The 15,213-nt window shown below is 64.2% G+C and carries 14 protein-coding genes; 7 read left to right on the top strand and 7 right to left on the bottom strand.

The window, feature by feature from the left end; all coding sequences use genetic code 11:
• Positions 1-39: 39 nt before the first annotated feature.
• From hrpB to ACN5AZ_RS07085, 3 genes are all read left to right on the top strand, one after another.
• Complete coding sequence (gene hrpB / locus ACN5AZ_RS07095; protein ID WP_419428164.1) at positions 40-2,508, top strand: ATP-dependent helicase HrpB; 2,469 nt, start codon at positions 40-42, stop codon at positions 2,506-2,508.
• A 178-nt stretch (positions 2,509-2,686) separates the two neighbouring features.
• Complete coding sequence (locus tag ACN5AZ_RS07090) at positions 2,687-2,821, top strand: hypothetical protein (RefSeq protein ID WP_419428163.1); 135 nt, start codon at positions 2,687-2,689, stop codon at positions 2,819-2,821.
• A 65-nt stretch (positions 2,822-2,886) separates the two neighbouring features.
• Positions 2,887-3,069, top strand: coding sequence for a hypothetical protein (locus ACN5AZ_RS07085; protein WP_419428162.1), 183 nt, complete (start codon positions 2,887-2,889; stop codon positions 3,067-3,069).
• A gap of 5 nt (positions 3,070-3,074) precedes the next feature.
• Here the strand turns inward: ACN5AZ_RS07085 and argF are convergent, their stop codons facing one another.
• The 5 genes from argF to truA all read right to left on the bottom strand — a co-directional run bounded on the left by argF (position 3,075) and on the right by truA (position 7,354).
• On the bottom strand, positions 3,075-4,001 hold the full coding sequence (gene argF, locus ACN5AZ_RS07080) for an ornithine carbamoyltransferase (RefSeq protein ID WP_419428161.1): 927 nt from the start codon (positions 3,999-4,001) through the stop codon (positions 3,075-3,077).
• Between the two features lie 12 nt (positions 4,002-4,013).
• Positions 4,014-5,201, bottom strand: coding sequence for an aspartate aminotransferase family protein (locus ACN5AZ_RS07075; protein WP_419428160.1), 1,188 nt, complete (start codon positions 5,199-5,201; stop codon positions 4,014-4,016).
• A 237-nt stretch (positions 5,202-5,438) separates the two neighbouring features.
• Positions 5,439-6,119 carry an HTTM domain-containing protein gene (locus ACN5AZ_RS07070; RefSeq protein WP_419428159.1) on the bottom strand — a complete coding sequence of 227 codons (681 nt, stop codon included), beginning with the start codon at positions 6,117-6,119 and terminating at the stop codon, positions 5,439-5,441.
• Positions 6,116-6,514 carry a hypothetical protein gene (locus ACN5AZ_RS07065; RefSeq protein ID WP_419428158.1) on the bottom strand — a complete coding sequence of 133 codons (399 nt, stop codon included), beginning with the start codon at positions 6,512-6,514 and terminating at the stop codon, positions 6,116-6,118. Before ACN5AZ_RS07065 ends, ACN5AZ_RS07070 begins: the two co-directional genes overlap by 4 nt.
• Before the next feature lie 72 nt (positions 6,515-6,586).
• Entirely contained in the window at positions 6,587-7,354 is a 768-nt protein-coding gene (gene truA, locus ACN5AZ_RS07060) for a tRNA pseudouridine(38-40) synthase TruA (protein ID WP_419428157.1), read from the bottom strand.
• Between the two features lie 132 nt (positions 7,355-7,486).
• Here truA and ACN5AZ_RS07055 point away from each other — a divergent pair, with 132 nt between their 5' ends.
• From ACN5AZ_RS07055 to ACN5AZ_RS07045, 3 genes are read left to right on the top strand one after another with little or no spacing between them, the layout of a single operon-like run.
• Positions 7,487-8,902: a YcjX family protein gene (locus ACN5AZ_RS07055; protein WP_419428156.1), complete on the top strand. Its 1,416-nt coding sequence runs from the start codon at positions 7,487-7,489 to the stop codon at positions 8,900-8,902.
• Positions 8,899-9,729 (top strand): GNAT family N-acetyltransferase, encoded by an 831-nt coding sequence (locus ACN5AZ_RS07050; RefSeq protein ID WP_419428155.1) that lies wholly within the window; start codon positions 8,899-8,901, stop codon positions 9,727-9,729. Before ACN5AZ_RS07055 ends, ACN5AZ_RS07050 begins: the two co-directional genes overlap by 4 nt.
• 16 nt (positions 9,730-9,745) lie before the next feature.
• Entirely contained in the window at positions 9,746-10,756 is a 1,011-nt protein-coding gene (locus ACN5AZ_RS07045; protein WP_419428154.1) for a YcjF family protein, read from the top strand.
• A 409-nt stretch (positions 10,757-11,165) separates the two neighbouring features.
• Here the strand turns inward: ACN5AZ_RS07045 and ACN5AZ_RS07040 are convergent, their stop codons facing one another.
• Both ACN5AZ_RS07040 and ACN5AZ_RS07035 read right to left on the bottom strand, forming a co-directional pair.
• On the bottom strand, positions 11,166-11,384 hold the full coding sequence (locus tag ACN5AZ_RS07040) for a hypothetical protein (RefSeq protein WP_419428153.1): 219 nt from the start codon (positions 11,382-11,384) through the stop codon (positions 11,166-11,168).
• Positions 11,385-11,627: 243 nt separating this feature from the next.
• Entirely contained in the window at positions 11,628-12,035 is a 408-nt protein-coding gene (locus ACN5AZ_RS07035; protein ID WP_419428152.1) for a group III truncated hemoglobin, read from the bottom strand.
• 241 nt (positions 12,036-12,276) lie between these two features.
• Between ACN5AZ_RS07035 and ileS the strand changes: the two genes are divergently transcribed.
• Positions 12,277-15,207 (top strand): isoleucine--tRNA ligase, encoded by a 2,931-nt coding sequence (gene ileS, locus ACN5AZ_RS07030; RefSeq protein ID WP_419428151.1) that lies wholly within the window; start codon positions 12,277-12,279, stop codon positions 15,205-15,207.
• The last annotated feature ends 6 nt before the right edge of the window (positions 15,208-15,213 follow it).

The following is a 15,213-nucleotide window of genomic DNA, read 5'->3' as shown; positions in this document are numbered from 1 at the left end:
CACTGGCCAAATCCTGCGGCCAAAGGTACATCGCCCCACATGACACCAGCCAGCCGCCTGCCCATCGAAAACGTCCTGCCGGACCTGATTTCAGCCTTGCACAGCAGCGGGCGTGCCGTGCTGCAAGCGCCTCCTGGAGCCGGGAAAACCACCCGTGTGCCGCTGGCCCTGCTGGAGGCCAAGCTGACAGAGGGCCGCATCCTGATGCTGGAGCCAAGACGTCTGGCCGCGCGGGCCGCCGCTGCGCGTCTGGCCGAACAGCTTGGCGAGACACCCGGCCAGACCGTTGGCTACCGCATGCGCGGCGACAGCAAGGTCAGCCCCGCCACCCGGATCGAAGTCGTCACCGAGGGCATCCTGACGCGCATGATCCAGTCCGATCCGGAATTGTCCGGCGTCGGCGCGGTGATCTTTGATGAATTTCACGAACGCTCGCTGAATGCGGATCTCGGGCTGGCCTTGTGCCTCGAAATCGCCGGGGCCCTGCGCGATGATCTGATCCTTCTGGCCATGTCCGCCACGCTGGACGCAGGCCCCGTGGCCGAGCTGATGCAGGCCCCCATCGTCACCTCGCAAGGGCGGTCCTTCGATGTGGACCCGCGCTGGCTGCCCGCGCCGGTGCCCAAACGCGCCCGCTTTGAGGAGGCGCTGGCCGATTTGATCGTGCAGGCCCATGACGAGACCAGCGGTGGCATTCTGGCCTTTCTCCCCGGTGAGGGCGAGATTCGTCGCACGCAGGCCTTGCTGGCGAAACGCCTGCCCGCTGATACGCATATCCGTCCCCTGTTTGGCGCCATGGACCTGCGCGATCAGCGCGCCGCGATCCGGCCGGAATCACAGGGCCGCAAGCTGGTGCTTGCCACCTCGATTGCCGAAACCTCGCTGACCATCGAGGACATCCGCGTGGTGGTGGATGGTGGGCGGGCACGGCGGGCGCGTTTTGATCCCGGATCGGGCATGTCCCGTCTGGTGACTGAAAAAGTCACCCGCGCCGAAGCCACCCAGCGGGCAGGACGGGCGGGCCGCGTCGCCGAAGGCATCGCCTACAAACTGTGGACCAAGGGTGAGGAAGGTGCGCTATCTGCCTATCCCCCCGCAGAAATCGAGGCTGCTGACCTTGCACCGATGGCGCTGGAACTGGCGCTTTGGGGAGCGGCCCCCGCTGATCTGCCGCTTCTCACGCCACCGCCAGAGGGCACCTACGCCGAAGCCTGTGCTTTGCTGCAAATGCTTGGCGCATTGGACGACACGGGCCGGATCACCGACCATGGGCGCAAGTTATCCACATTGCCGCTGCATCCACGGCTTGCGCATATGCTGCAAATTTGTGGGCCAACCGCTGCCAAGCTGGCCGCACTTTTGTCTGAACGCGATCCACTCACAAAAGCATCCACAGACCTGAGCCTACGGCTGGAGGCCATCGCCGATCCACAGAAATTCGCCCAGTCAAAACCCATTCCCCTGCACCGCCCGGCCATCGAACGCATCCGGCAAGAAACCAAGCGGCTGATGCAAAGCATCCGCAAAACCGGTGAACAGCCCTTTAACGATCATCGTCACAGCCCGGCGGAGATGGCGGCCTTGGCCTACCCCGACCGGATCGGCCTGCGCCGCAAGGGCGATGCCGCTCGGTTCCAGCTGTCAGGCGGCAAGGGCGCGGTCATGGAGGACAGCGATGCGCTGGCCAACCAACGCTTGATCGTTGTGACCGATACCGACGGAAACCCGCGTGAGGCGCGCATCAGGCAAGCCATTCCCATCTCGCTCAGCGCCCTGCGCAGCCTGTTTTCCGACCGCATCGCATGGATCGACAGCTGCGAATGGTCCAAACGCGACCGAAGGGTCGTGGCACGCCAGCAGGAACGGCTGGGCGCCATCGCCTTGGATGACCGCGTCTGGAAAGACGCACCGCCCGAGGCCATCGCCCGCGCCATGCTGGATGGCGTACGCGATCTGGGCTTGGCCCTGTCAAACAAGGACCGCCGCTTTGTCGCGCGCGTCCAACTGGCACGCGATGCCGGTCAGGATCTGCCGGACATGAGCGGCCCCGCCCTGCTGGCGGATCTGGAAAGCTGGCTGCTGCCCTATCTGGATGGGGTGAAATCGGCGGAGGATTGGAAACGCTTCGATCTTTTGCCCGCTTTGCGCGCACGGCTCGATTGGGCGCAGATGCAGGCCCTCGACCAAGCGGTACCCGCGCATTTCACAACCCCGCTGGGGCGTCAGATCCCGATTGACTACAGCGGCGACGCCCCCGAAATACGGCTGCGCCTTCAGGAGATGTTCGGCCAGAAAACGCATCCAACCGTCGGGCGCACCCCGTTGAAGGTCACACTGTTGTCGCCTGCGCAACGGCCCGTGCAGACCACTATGGACCTTCCCGGTTTTTGGGCAGGGTCCTACGCGGATGTGCGCAAGGACATGCGGGCGCAATATCCCAAACACCCCTGGCCCGAAGACCCGACAGAGGCGGACCCGACCCTGCGGGCAAAGCCGCGCGGCACGTAAGACCGGGGCCGAACATCGCAAAATGGCCGCTCTTTTGCCCGGCCTTGTTGGCAAAACGTTAAGACCTGCCTGTCAGGACCCTGCACCGAAATGGCGTCAGAGGTCCGAAATGCTGCCACCCGAGAATCGCTATCGCCGACAGGAGCAACCACTTCGCCGCTTTGATCCGAGCCCCTACATGGCAGCGGCCCACAGCTTGCGACCGCCTGCACGCAACGGGGCGGCCATCGTCTGGGCCTGGGCCACGGTGTTGATACTGGTCCCGATGTTCTGGACCGCGACCATCGTCTGGGCGGTGGATCGGCTGTTCTGATCTCGCAGAGGGAAAATTAACCAAAATTCGGTATCTCCACCCCGTCACTGCGGCAGGAGGTTTGCATGACCGAACTGACAGACACGACGCGACGCCCAATCACAGCTGCGCCTTTTGTCCCCTATCGCGGCAACCGACAGTGGGAAGATCAGCACCCCGCGCGCCCGATCATCTGGGCCTTGGTCTGGATCATCGTGCCCGCATTCTGGGCGGGCACGATCTATTGGCTGACACAAGCGGTGTACTGACGGGCTTAGCCCTCAAGGCACCATTTCATAATGGCCTTTTGCGCGTGAAGACGGTTTTCTGCCTCGTCCCAAATGACCGAGCTCGGGCCATCCATCACCTCTGAGGTGACTTCTTCCTCACGGTGTGCGGGCAGGCAGTGCATAAACAACGCGTCCGGTTTGGCATGTGCCATCAAAGCGGTGTTCACCTGATAGGGCCGCAGCATGTTGTGCCGACGTTCCCGCGCGGATTGCGCGTCATGCATCGAGACCCATGTGTCGGCCACGATCAGATCCGCGCCATCAACAGCCTTTGCCGGATCCCGCTCGATCTCGACATTGACGCCCTGATTGCGGGCCCAGCCGACGAACTCCGGCTCCGGGTCCAGCTGAACCGGACCAGAGAACGTCAGATCAAAGCCGAACTGCCCCGCCGCATGCAGGAAAGACGCGCAGACGTTGTTGCCATCACCGCACCAGACCACCTTTTTGCCTGCGATCGGGCCGCGATGTTCCTCGAACGTCAGGATATCGGCCATGATCTGGCAGGGGTGCGTCCGGTCGGTCAAACCGTTGATCACCGGCACAGAGGCATATTCGGCCATCTCCTCCAGCACGCTTTCATCGAAGGTGCGGATCATGATCATGTCCACATAACGCGACATCACCCGTGCGGTGTCCGCGATGGTTTCGCCGTGGCCCAGCTGCATGTCGTTGCCCGACAGCACCATGGTCTGCCCGCCCATCTGGCGCACGCCCACATCAAAAGAGGTCCGCGTGCGGGTCGAAGGCTTTTCAAAAATCAGCGCGACCATCCGGTCTTTCAGCGGCAAATCCGCATCCAGCGCAGCCTTGGGCAGGCCTTTGCGCGCATCCTTGATGGATTTTGCACTGTCGATAATGCCGCGCAGCGCCGCTTGATCGGTTTTGTGGATATCGAGAAAATGGTTCATCGGATCGGCTCTTTATTCAGGTTGGGACGCGGCGGTCATTTGGGTGGCAGCGCGGTCAAGGCGGGCGACCGCCTCGTCGATTTCCGCGTCAGTGATATTCAGCGGCGGCAGCAGACGCACGATATTGTCGGCGGCAGGCACGGTGATGACCTCGGCCGCATAGCCCGCCTGCACAAAATCGGTCGGGGCGACCTTTGTCTTCAGGCCCAGCATCAGCCCCGCGCCACGCACGCCTTCAAAGATATCCGGATGGCTGGCGACCAGCGATTCGAGCTTTTGGCGCAGCCGACCGGCGCGTGCATTCACCCCGTCGAGAAACGCAGGATCTGCCACGCGGTCGATCACGGCCTTGCCCACCGCGCAGCCCAGCGGGTTGCCGCCATAGGTCGACCCGTGCGTGCCGACCGTCATGCCAGAGGCGGCATCCTCTGTGGCCAGCACCGCCCCCAGCGGGAAGCCACCACCGATGCCCTTGGCCACCATCATGATGTCGGGGGCAATGCCCGCCCATTCATGGGCAAACAGCTTGCCGGTCCGGCCCACGCCACATTGCACCTCGTCCAGCACCAGCAGGATGCCCTTCTCGTCGCAAATGTCGCGCAGCCCTTTGAGGCACTGGTCAGGCAGCGGGCGAATGCCGCCCTCCCCCTGCACAGGTTCGATCAGAACGGCTGCAGTGGTGTCTGTGATCGCGGCGGTAAACGCATCGTGGTCGCCCCACGGGACATGCACAAAGCCTTCGAGGATCGGGCCGAAGCCTTTGACCATCTTCTCGGACCCGGCGGCAGCAATCCCCGCCGAAGACCGCCCATGGAACGAGCCGCTGAAGGTGATGATATCGACCTTGTCCGGCTGGCCTTTGTCGTACCAGTATTTGCGCGCCATCTTGACCGCGAGCTCGCAGGCCTCTGTGCCCGAATTGGTGAAAAACACCCGATCGGCAAAGCTGTTGTCGGTCAGCGCGGTGGCCAGCGCCTCTTGTTGCGGAATCTCGTACAGGTTCGACACGTGCCACAGCTGGCTGGCCTGCTGCGTCAGCGCGGCCACAAGATCGGGATGGGCATGGCCCAATGCGTTCACCGCAATGCCCGATCCCAGATCCAGAAATCGGCGGCCGTCCTCCTCGATTAGCCAAGTGCCTTCCCCTTTGACAAAGTGGAGCGGCGCGCGATTGTAGGTCTGCAGAACGGAAGAGGTCATGTGACTATCCTCAGGCACTGTGCGCATGCGTGGGCAGGGGCGCGAAGGTGGAAGGCCGATTGGTGGCAAGGCACCGTGGGCCTGTCAAGTTGTCATGGATGGGGTTTGAACAATAGCAGCGGCTTCGCCACAGGGCGAAGGTCGAAAGGAGCGGTCAGGCTCGTCGGATATCTGCAAAAGTGCTCATAAGCAGCGTGATGCGCGCAAATCCGGCGTTTGGCAAGCGGTTTTTGCGTCTCAGCCCAGCAAACGGCCCTGCAACCAGATCACCGACGGATAGGCCGCAAGCCAGATCCAGAAAAAACGGTTCAAGCCAAAGAGGACCGCATTCGCCAGATGAAAGGCGGCCGCCAAGGCCAGCCCGATGACCAAGGCCACAGGGTGCAGCATGAACAAGACGAACCCTGTTTCCACCAACATAACGGTCCACGCGCCCCAAAAGGTTACCCACCGGCTGTGCGCCAATGCGCGCAACCGCTCGCTGACAGGATAGGCCGAAAAGGCGAAAACATCGCGCAAGGCCTCACCCCGCCGCCACGCGGGGTTCCTGAGCTTGACCTGACCGGAGATGACATAGGACAGCACCAATTGCACCGCGAGATAGGCGAGCGCCATCTCATGCCAGAACGGGTCGGGGGCGGCATGGGTCACGCACAGGCAAGTCGTGATCAACAGGGTCATTTTATCGCTGCCCCCGTTGAACGGCCCGTCATAGCAATGCAGCGCCCAGACCCCGCTGGCCATCAGCCCCCAGATGGCCCAATCCTGCTGGCCAAGCAGCAGCACACAGGCGAGCGCCCGCAGGCTCAACCACCAGCGGTCCGCGCGGTCGATGGCCATCTGTTCCACTGCCTGTTGCAGCACCGCCAGTGCCAGACCGATCTGCGTGCACCGCAGCGCCAGATCAAACGCCATCATGCCCGATCCGCGCCGGGAAAGGGGGCGCTTTGAAACAGCGTCTCGCGGGTGATGCCGGCATCGGTTCGGCTGATGAACACAAGCCGCATTTGCAGGCGATGCGTGTCGGGATGATCGCGGGCCAGCCGCGCGCAAAGCTCTGCCTCTGCCCGCAGCGATCCCTGATCCACGATCCGCTCTGCCAATGACACAAGGTAGAGCGCCGCGTTCCGCTCGGGCGACCAGAGCAGACGCCGCGCCAGTGTCCGGGCGGGCAGGCTGTACGGCGGCGGCATGACCGCACGCCACGGCCCGCCATTCACGCGCAGCTCCACCCGCGGCGATGGCGCGATTTCGCGAAAGAAGCGCCACGACGGCACCAACGCTGGCAGCAGTAGACAGACGATCCGCAGCATGCCCCCTCCGGCCCTTGGACAGGCGCAGCCTAACCTGAGCCGGGTTAACAGGCGCTTGCTGCCGGCGTTGTCTTAGGAAAAGGGGTCGTCCTCATAGCCGACGCCCGTCAGGTACAGCCCATCCGGCGGGCAGACCGGACCGCAAGCGGCACGGTCGCAGGCCTCCAAGGCGTCGCGCACCCGCTCGGGTGCCCATGCGCCAGCGCCCACACGTTCCAGCGTGCCCACAAAAGACCGGACCTGATTGTGCAGGAACGACCGCGCACGCAGGCGGAACTGGATCTCTGGACCGGCCAGCCCGTCCACACGCTGAATGTCCAGCGCGTCCAGTGTCTTGACCGGCGATTGGGCCTGACACATCACCGACCGGAAGGTGGTGAAGTCATGCCGCCCCAACAGATGCTGCGCGCCTTGGCGCATCGCATCCACGTCCAGTTCATGGTTCACCCGCCAGACCTGACCGGCCTCCAGCGTGGACGGCGCTCGCCGCGTCAGCAAGCGGAACAGATAGCGCCGCTCATTGGCTGAAAACCTCGCGTGCCAATCATCTGCCACCGGCGCACAGCGCAGGATCGCCACGGGCGAGGGTTTGAGGTGATAGTTCAGCGCCTCGCCAAGACGAAAAGCATCCCAGTCCTTGTCCATATCGCAATGGGCCACCTGACCGCGCCCGTGCACCCCCGCATCGGTGCGCCCGGCCCCGGCAATGGTATGGGCGCGCGGCTCCAGCCTCGCAAGCGCATCTTCGATGGCCTGCTGCACCGAGGGCTGGTCCGCCTGCCGCTGCCATCCGGCAAAGGGGCGTCCGTCATATTCGATCAAAAGCGCGTATCTGGGCATGCCCCGCGCAATAGCCAAAGCGCGCCTGCGGGTCCAGAGCGTCTTGTCCCCCTCAATTCCCCCCGCACCCGCACTGGCAGCATCGCCTCCAAGGCCCTAAGTTAATGTCAGAGCAGCAGCAAAAGGCCCCTCATGGTCCTGACAACCATCGCAGACACCCTGACCCGCAGCGTCGAAAGCGCGGGCAACACCCTGTCCGAGACATTTTTCGAACCCAGCTTGCGGCTGGGAGTGACGGGCCTGTCACGCGCGGGCAAGACGGTCTTTATCACCTCGCTGGTTGCCAACCTGATGGACCGGGGCCGCATGCCCGGTCTTGTGGCGCAAAGCGAGGGCCGCATCCTGAGCGCATTCCTGCAGCCGCAGCCCGATGACACCCTGCCGAGGTTTGACTATGAAACCCATCTGGGCGCGTTGACCGCCCGCCAGCCGCATTGGCCCGACAGCACCCGCGCGGTGTCCGAGCTGCGCCTGTCGCTGAAAATTCGCCCCTCCGGGCTGCTGGCGGGGCTACAGGGACCGCGCACCCTGCATCTTGATATCATCGACTACCCCGGCGAATGGCTGCTGGATCTGGGTTTGATGGAAAAAAGTTATGCCGACTGGTCGGCCAGCATGTTGCAGCGACTGGCCCATCGTCCCGACCCTGACGGATTTGCCGCGATGGCCACCAGCGATGCCGCCGCGCAAAAGCTGGAGGAACCCACGGCACAGCGTCTGGCCGCAGCCTACACCACCGCATTGCACGCCGCCCGTGCCCAAGGGTTTTCCGATTGCTCGCCGGGGCGGTTCTTGTTGCCCGGCGATCTTGCGGGCTCGCCCGTTTTGACATTCGCGCCACTGCCGCCGGTGGACCGCGCAGGCCGTGGGACGCTCTACCGTGAATTCGAACGCCGGTTTGACGCCTATAAATCCCGCGTTGTGAAACCGTTTTTTCGGGACCATTTCGCCCGGCTCGACCGGCAGATTGTCCTTGTGGATGCCTTGGGCGCGATCAACGCAGGCCCGCGCGCGGTCGAGGATCTGCGCCAGACCCTGTCCGATATCCTCAAGGCCTTTCGCCCCGGTGCGTCGTCATTTCTGACCTCGCTGCTGCTGGGCAAACGCATTGACAAGATCCTGTTTGCCGCGACAAAGGCCGATCATCTGCACCACACACAACACCCCCAGCTGACCTCTGTGATGGAGGCGTTGACCCGCGATGCTCGGGACCGTGCCCGCTTTGCCGGTGCGCAGACGGCGGCGATGTCTATGGCCGCACTGCGCGCCACGACCGAAGAGATGGTGCCCCACAACGGGGGCGCCCTGCCCTGCGTGCGCGGCACCTTGCTGGACACCGGCAAACAGGCGGCGTTCTACCCCGGCGCCCTGCCCGAGGACCCCAACCACCTGCTGGGAGCAGCGCGCAGCGGGGCGGACACATGGCTGGATCAGGATTATTCCGTCATGTCCTTTGCCCCTGCGCCGCTGACCCTGAAACCGGGCGAAGGACCGCCACACATCCGGCTGGACCGCGCCGCGCAATTCCTGATCGGAGACCGCCTGTGAAACAGCCACTGGTTCTGACCACCCCTCTGGGCGGGGCAGATGTGCCTGCGCCCTCCGACCCCGTGCCCACCCCTCCGCGCGAGACACCGCCCGACATTCCGCAGGAAACACCCCCGACCCCGTCGCCTGACCTGCCGCCCGCGCCCCCGACCGAGGTGCCGGACGATCTGCCCGGACGCGACATTCCTGACCACACGCCCGCACGCCCCGACGCGCCACAAGAGCTGCCGCCAAGCCCTGACCCCGATCTGCCGCCGGACAACCGACCCGAAGAGACACCGGTGCCACATGACCCCGACCCTGCGCCCACGCCGCAGGACGTGCCCACCAACCCCGCCGATCTGCACCTGCGCCGCGCCAACCCGCTTGATGCCGGACGCTTGGGGGATATCATCACGCAGGCCACGCTGGCCGCGACGTGGAAGCCACGGCTGCATTCCTCGGTCGAGGATATCGCACATGCCGGTCGCATGATTGACGCGGGCTGGGTGACGGTGGCGGAACTTGATCACCGCACCGCAGGCTTCATCGCCCGTGACGCCGACTATATCCACAGCCTATACGTGGCCGATTTTGCCCAAGGGCGCGGCGTCGGGCAGGCGCTGTTGCAATCGGCGAAAGATGCCTGTGACCGGCTGGAGCTTTGGGCACTGCAAGACAACAGCGGCGCCCGCCGGTTCTACCGCCGCGAGGGCTTTCATGAGACCGAGCAGACCGACGGCATCCACAATGACGAGGGTCTGCCCGATGTGCGCTGCGTCTGGACGCGCCCGCCCGCCGCACCACAACTGACGCTGCCGCAGACCTCTGCCGTGCAGCGTCCCTAAGCGATCGGAGCCAAAGATGACCACCCCGCCCAAAGGCCCCGTTCTGTTTGATCTTGCTGATGGGCCCGCGCCCTCTCCGGCGCAGGCCCCGCCCGTGCCCGATGCCACGCCGCTGCCCGAGGGCGCGGCCATGGGCACGGTCGCGGCTGTCGCGGCCTATCGCCCGTCTTCTTTGGCGCGCTGGTTCTGGCGCTTGCTGGGCGCGTTGCTGGTCACTGTGATCTCGCTCGCCGCGTGGAATTTTGCCGTTGGTCTGATCGCCGCGAACCCCATCCTCGGCTACGCCGTAGCCGCCCTGATCGTGGCCTTTCTGTTGGTCTGCACGCTGATCATCATCAAAGAGCTGACCGCCTTCTCCCGACTGGCGCGGATCGACGCGCTGCATCGCGCCGCCGATCAGGCCTTGGCCGAGGATGATCTGGAACAGGCCCGCACCCTGACCGACAACCTTGTGGCGCTGTACAAAGGGCGCGAGGACACCCGTTGGGGCCGCGACCGGTTTGCCGCCCGCAAGGACGAGATCTTTGACGCGCCCGCCCTGATCCACCACGCCGAGGCAGAGATCCTTGCCCCGCTGGATGCGCTGGCCCAACGCGAGGTCGAAGCCGCCAGCCGTCAGGTCGCCGCAGTCACCGCCATGGTGCCGCTCGCGCTGGCCGATGTTGCGGCGGCGCTGACATCGAACCTGCGGATGATCCGGCGCATCGCCGAAATCTATGGCGGGCGGTCTGGCACGCTGGGCAGTTGGCGGCTGACGCGCGCGGTGTTTTCGCACCTCGTGGCGACGGGCGCTGTTGCCGTGGGCGATGACATGCTGGAGCCGATCTTTGGCGCGGGTCTGCTGGGCAAGCTGTCGCGGCGCTTCGGCGAGGGGATGGTGAACGGTGCATTGACCGCCCGCGTCGGTGTCGCCGCGATGGAAGTCTGCCGCCCCCTGCCCTTCGTTGCGCGCAAACGCCCCTCTGTCCGGGTTGTGATCCGCTCGGCACTCGGCGGGCTGTTTCAATCAGACAAGGGCAGTGGCTGAGGCGCAGGTTTTGTGACCATATGGCCCAGACGGTCCCGTTGTGACGCAACGGGACAGGCCTGCAAGCACGGGTTTGCCTTGGCAACCCGCGCCTAGTTTGACAGATCGGTCTTAACAAAGACGCAATAGTGACTGGTCAACCGCATCGGTTGCCCCATCTCGCGTTAAGAGCCGTTGGCCGACCTGCGTTCCCGCTCCCGCGAGGCGGTCCGGCCATGGTTCATTGCCGGATGCCGTGACCTCCCACCCCGTCACGGCATCCGGATCAATCCAATAAAATGCCAGAAGGCCGAGGACGCGCACGCCCCCGGCCCAGTCCCGCGCACAGCTGTGGGGGATATGCGCGCCCGTCAGCGTCACGGGCCGCGTCGCAGCTGTGGCGGGAAACCGTTACCCCACATCAGCGATGTCAGTTGGACGTGACAACCGCCCGGTCAAGCTGGCTAAGCTGTTGTTGCGCCGTGTTGGGCGACAGGGTCAGCACCAATGCCGCCGCCACGATCAAGGTGACGGCCACGGCAAGGCCGAACCACGATGCCGCCGGCAGGCGCGAGCTGGTCATAGGGCCGTCGGTGCGCGTCAAACGCCCCTGCGGTGTTCCGATCATTTCCCGAGCGTCAAATGCCATGGGGCACCTCCTGATACCACGCGGCCATCACGCGCCGCTGTGGTAAAGATGGGACAGTGGGAAAAATCCTCAATAGTTTGCGGGACAGCCCGGAACCAACTGGCCAGTCCCCGCCGGAATCGCCCGAGCGCGTCGGCTGGAATCCACCGACACCGCGCGGCATGGCGCGACATCTTGACCGCACCGGTTCTTGGTTAACCTCCCGGTAACCGAGCCGTGATTGGATCGAGCACCCCGCTGGGGTCAGCGCAGAATCGGAACACCACCGGGACCTTGCATCCGCTCGACCACGCTGGCGCGCAGGCTGCCGCCAATCCGGTGCGCCAAGGCAGACCACGCCTGCGCCTGCGTGTCCGACAGCTCTTGGGCCAGCACCTGATCGAAAATGGCCAGCCAAGTGTCGAACATGCCCGGACGCACATTGCCCGCGCCCCGATGCACCGCCACCGGATTGCCGTCATAGCTGCGCTCCGACAAGATGGCGTTGGCCCAGAAATCCGCCACGCGCGCCTCATGCGATGGCCAGTCCTCGACATGCACCGCAAAAACCGGACCCAGTCCGGGATGGGCGCGGATGCGTTCGTAAAACCGCGCCACGACGCGCTCAATCTCGGCACGGGTGACGGGAAATTTGGCCATCGGATCGGTCATAAAGCAGCTCTCTTGCGTGGTGGTGACCAAGGTATCGCGCCGCGACCACATTGACCACCGCCGCCCGCCTGACCCCACTGGACCCTGCCGCACACCCGGCCTATAAGGCGCGCATGATGACTCAGGCCTTCATCATTCGAATTACTTGCCCGGCGCTCTGACCAGAGCCGCCGGGAAAAGGCGCATGGACCGTCCGCGCCGCCGCACCCCCATCTGACATTTGACTGACAGGACGCCCCATATGTGCGCCGACACGCCCGACACCACCGCCAATACACCTGAATACAAAGACACGCTTGCTCTGCCGCAGACCGATTTCCCGATGCGCGCGGGCCTGCCCAAACGCGAACCCGGCTGGCTGGCCCGTTGGGAGCAGATCGACGTCTACGGCAAGCTGCGCGACAAGGCCCGCGACGGCAGCCGCAAGCCCTTTACCCTGCATGACGGCCCGCCTTACGCCAACGGCCACCTGCACATCGGCCACGCGCTGAACAAGACGATCAAGGACATGATCGTGCGCTCGCACCAGATGATGGGCTTTGACGCGCGGTATGTGCCGGGTTGGGACTGTCACGGCCTGCCCATCGAATGGAAGATCGAAGAGCAGTACCGCAAGAAAGGCCGCAATAAGGACGAGGTCGACGTGGTCGATTTCCGTCAGGAATGCCGCAAGTTCGCCGAAGGCTGGGTCGACATCCAGCGCGAGGAATTCAAACGCCTCGGCATCACCGGCAATTGGGACGATCCCTACCTGACGATGAACTTCCACGCCGAACGTGTGATCGCCGAGGAGTTCCAGAAGTTCCTGATGAACGGCACGCTGTATCAGGGATCGAAGCCCGTGATGTGGTCGCCGGTGGAAAAGACCGCGCTGGCCGAGGCGGAGATCGAGTACCACGACCACAAATCCCACACGATCTGGGTGCCCTTCCGTATTGTTGCAGGCTCTGACACCTTGGGCGATGCCCATGTCGTGATCTGGACCACCACCCCCTGGACGATCCCGTCGAACAAGGCCGTGGCTTACGGTCCGGGCATTGCCTACGGCCTGTACGAAGTCACCGGCACGCCGGAGGAATCATGGGTCTCGGTGGGTGACACCTACATCCTTGCGGACACCCTCGCACAAGAGGTGCTGACAAAGGCGCGTCTGGAAGAGGGCCAGTTCAAGCGGGTGCGCGACGTGTCCGCCGATGAACTGGGCGCGCTGACCCTTGCTCACCCCTTCCGCGGGATCGAGGGCGCAGACGGCTTCTGGGACTACGACGTTCCGATGATCGACGGCGCTCATGTGACCGACGACGCGGGCACGGGCTTTGTCCACACCGCCCCCAGCCACGGTCAGGAAGACTACGAATGTTTCGTGGCGCGCAACTGGATCGACCGCATGACCCACAACGTGGGCGAGGAATCGGAATTCCTGCCGCATGTGCCGCTGTTCGCGGGGCTGCGGGTGTTCGACCACAAAGGCAAAGAAGGCAAAGCCAACACCGCCGTTATCGACAAGCTGGTCTCGGTTGGCGGGCTGATCGCCCGAGGCCGCATGCAGCACAGCTATCCGCATTCGTGGCGCTCCAAAGCGCCGGTGATCTACCGCAACACGCCGCAGTGGTTCGCCGCCATCGACCGTGATGTCAACGACGGTCAGGACCAGAACGGAAAAACCATCCGCGACCGTGCGCTCACCTGTATCGATCAGGTGAAATGGACGCCGCAATCGGGCCGCAACCGTCTGCATTCCATGATGGAAGCACGCCCCGACTGGGTTTTGTCGCGCCAGCGCGCATGGGGCGTGCCGCTGACATGTTTTACCAAGAAAGACACCCTGCCCACCGACCCGGATTTCCTGCTGCGCGACGCTGCCGTCAACGCCCGGATCAACGAAGCGTTCGAGGCCGAGGGCGCAGATGCGTGGTACGCCAAAGGCGCGAAGGAGCGCTTTATCGGGGATGCCGCCAACCCTGACGACTATATCCAGGTGTTTGACGTGCTGGACGTGTGGTTCGACAGCGGCTCGACTCACGCCTTTGTGCTGCGCGACCGCGAGGACGGCACCGCCGATGGCATTGCGGATGTCTACATGGAAGGCACCGACCAGCACCGTGGCTGGTTCCATTCCTCCCTGCTGCAATCCGTCGGCACCACAGGCCGCGCACCCTATCGCAACGTGGTCACCCACGGCTTTACGCTGGACGAGAAGGGCAACAAGATGTCCAAATCGCTCGGCAACACCATCGTCCCCGAGACGGTGGTGAAGCAATACGGCGCGGATATCCTGCGCCTTTGGGTGGCACAGACCGATTACACCGCCGATCAGCGCATCGGGCCGGAGATCCTGAAAAACGTGGCCGACAGCTACCGCCGCTTGCGCAACACCCTGCGCTATATGCTGGGCGCGGTCAGCCACTTCTCCGAAGATCAGCGCACAGCCGTCGCAGACATGCCCGAGCTGGAGCAATACGTGCTGCACCGTCTGACCGAACTGGATGCGGAGGTGCGCGCCGGCTACGCCGCCTATGATTTCCAGGACGTGTTCTCGAAGGTGTTCCACTTCTGCACGCTGGAACTGTCGGCCTTCTACTTTGATATCCGCAAGGATGCGCTCTACTGCGATGGCGACACCGCGCGCCGTCGCGCTGCGCGCACTGTCATGGACCTGCTGTTCCACCGGCTGGTGACATGGCTGGCGCCGATCCTGCCCTTCACTATGGAAGAGGTCTGGTTGGAGCGTTTCCCGGGTGATGATTCCTCGGTTCATCTGCAGGACATGCCGGAAACACCCGCCGAATGGGTCAACGCCGATCTGGCCGCCAAGTGGCAGATGGTGCGCCGCGCCCGTCGTGCCGTGACCGCCGCGCTGGAGGTGCAGCGCACGGATAAGGTCATCGGCGCCTCGCTCGAGGCCGCGCCGCTGGTGCATGTGTCCGACGCGGACATGCTGGCCGCGCTCGGGACCGTGGCCTTTGATGACGTTTGCATCACCTCGGACATCACCCTGACGGGCGATCCCGCGCCTGAGGCAGCTTACCGCCTGCCCGAAGTGCCGGAAATCGCGGTGGTCTTTGCCAAGGCAGAAGGCGAGAAATGCCAGCGCTGCTGGAAGATCCTGCCGGACGTGGGAACCCATGACCACCCCGCCACCTGCGCCCGCTGTGACGCGGCATTGGGATAAGACATC

The organism is Sagittula sp. SSi028 (assembly GCF_048553715.1).
Lineage (GTDB): Bacteria > Pseudomonadota > Alphaproteobacteria > Rhodobacterales > Rhodobacteraceae > Sagittula.
The sequence above is the reverse complement of the archived record's forward strand: the minus strand, read 5'-3'. Positions and strand labels throughout refer to the sequence as shown.

What these genes read in the sequence shown, in the direction of transcription:
- argF (WP_419428161.1), bottom strand. Translation starts at nt 4,001, where the DNA reads ATGAACCATTTTCTCGATATCCACAAAACCGATCAAGCGGCGCTGCGC.
- ileS (WP_419428151.1), top strand. Translation starts at nt 12,277, where the DNA reads ATGTGCGCCGACACGCCCGACACCACCGCCAATACACCTGAATACAAA.
- ACN5AZ_RS07055 (WP_419428156.1), top strand. Translation starts at nt 7,487, where the DNA reads ATGGTCCTGACAACCATCGCAGACACCCTGACCCGCAGCGTCGAAAGC.
- hrpB (WP_419428164.1), top strand. Translation starts at nt 40, where the DNA reads ATGACACCAGCCAGCCGCCTGCCCATCGAAAACGTCCTGCCGGACCTG.
- ACN5AZ_RS07070 (WP_419428159.1), bottom strand. Translation starts at nt 6,119, where the DNA reads ATGATGGCGTTTGATCTGGCGCTGCGGTGCACGCAGATCGGTCTGGCA.
- ACN5AZ_RS07065 (WP_419428158.1), bottom strand. Translation starts at nt 6,514, where the DNA reads ATGCTGCGGATCGTCTGTCTACTGCTGCCAGCGTTGGTGCCGTCGTGG.
- ACN5AZ_RS07090 (WP_419428163.1), top strand. Translation starts at nt 2,687, where the DNA reads ATGGCAGCGGCCCACAGCTTGCGACCGCCTGCACGCAACGGGGCGGCC.
- ACN5AZ_RS07035 (WP_419428152.1), bottom strand. Translation starts at nt 12,035, where the DNA reads ATGACCGATCCGATGGCCAAATTTCCCGTCACCCGTGCCGAGATTGAG.
- ACN5AZ_RS07085 (WP_419428162.1), top strand. Translation starts at nt 2,887, where the DNA reads ATGACCGAACTGACAGACACGACGCGACGCCCAATCACAGCTGCGCCT.
- ACN5AZ_RS07045 (WP_419428154.1), top strand. Translation starts at nt 9,746, where the DNA reads ATGACCACCCCGCCCAAAGGCCCCGTTCTGTTTGATCTTGCTGATGGG.
- ACN5AZ_RS07075 (WP_419428160.1), bottom strand. Translation starts at nt 5,201, where the DNA reads ATGACCTCTTCCGTTCTGCAGACCTACAATCGCGCGCCGCTCCACTTT.
- truA (WP_419428157.1), bottom strand. Translation starts at nt 7,354, where the DNA reads ATGCCCAGATACGCGCTTTTGATCGAATATGACGGACGCCCCTTTGCC.
- ACN5AZ_RS07040 (WP_419428153.1), bottom strand. Translation starts at nt 11,384, where the DNA reads ATGGCATTTGACGCTCGGGAAATGATCGGAACACCGCAGGGGCGTTTG.